Origin of the sequence: Polynucleobacter aenigmaticus (assembly GCF_002206635.1) — a bacterium.
In the GTDB taxonomy this organism is placed as follows: domain Bacteria; phylum Pseudomonadota; class Gammaproteobacteria; order Burkholderiales; family Burkholderiaceae; genus Polynucleobacter; species Polynucleobacter aenigmaticus.
In genome coordinates this window covers 1-1208 of the sequence record NZ_NGUO01000037.1, presented here as the reverse complement: position 1 = coordinate 1208, position 1208 = coordinate 1, and the positions used below count along the sequence as shown (strand labels likewise).

At 45.9% G+C, this 1208-nt stretch carries 1 protein-coding gene; it reads right to left on the bottom strand.

Going from position 1 to position 1208, the window contains the following annotated elements; genetic code table 11:
- On the bottom strand, positions 1–1095 hold a 1095-nt coding region (locus CBI30_RS11025; protein ID WP_088528330.1), incomplete at its 3' end, for an RNA-guided endonuclease InsQ/TnpB family protein.
- Between the last annotated feature and the right edge of the window lie 113 nt (positions 1096–1208).

Sequence of the window (1208 nt, the reverse complement as noted above, 5' to 3'; positions counted from 1 at the left end):
TTCAAATCTCCCTTGATTTAACTGCGAGGCTCCTACTGCTAGCGTATCTAGTCCGATACGGAGAATGTTCTTGCTGGCATTAATGTCTCTATCGTGGATGACTCCACAACAGTCGCAAGCCCATTCTCTTATTCCAAGTCCTGCGATACCTTTCGGCCTCGACGGTGGCTTTTCGCCACACGAAGAACAGGTTTGGGTTGTATTACTCTCATTGACCTCTAAAAAGACAACACCTGCCTCATGGCACTTGTATTCCAACATTGTCTTAAATTGACTCCAGCCTGCATCATGCACAGACTTCGCCATCTTGGTTTTAATGAGTTTGCTACTGGATACATTTCCGACAAAGATCGCACCATACTCATTGGCTAAAAGCCGTGAGAACTGGTGTTGATCGTTATTACGGCGATTCTTAATCTTGGCGCTAATGGTCTTCGAGAGCTTGGCTTTGTTAGCACGTTGGGACATGGCCAACTTACCCTCCAACTCCCGATAACGCCGCGAGACCATTTGATCGCCATCGCTGGTGACGGCGGTAGTCTTTAAGCCTAAATCAATACCAACAGTTTTAGTGCTTGTATTAACGGTAGCGATTTGAACCTCTACGGTCAAATTAACATACCAGCGTCCACGAGCATCTTGGCTAAAAGATCCACACTTAACGACTTTGTCTTGAAGATCATAAGACTTAAAAATGCCAATGGGTTTCTTTTGAAAAAAGATTTGGCCGTTGCGATAGACAATGGCATCTTTCTTAAAAGGTATCCAACCGAGAGATCGCTTGCTACCGCCACTCTTGCGCCAGGCCAGCCGGCACTTCTTAAACTGCTTGCGGCGGGTACAGTATTCAGCGCTAATAGCTTGAACTGTGGAGGCGGGGATATTTAAACCTTCTTTTGTAGCGCCAGCGGTGTACTTGTCCATCGTGTAGCTGGACATGAACTGCCCAGTGCGCTCGGTATGCTTGCTTGATAACTCATTACAAAAGTTCCAAACGAAGTTCACCTCTTTTGATTGAGCGTCCAAGAAAGCGCCATGCTTATCCTTGACGCGCTCCCGTAGAACCCGAATGTTTGTTTGCGGCGCTTTAGACATGCTGTGATTATATACAGTAGTCAGCAAATATTAGGCCGTTTATATCCCCACGGATAAATCGAAGGGCTTTACGCGGCTTTGGTAAAGAATGCTTCTAGGAAATAAAAAAACGC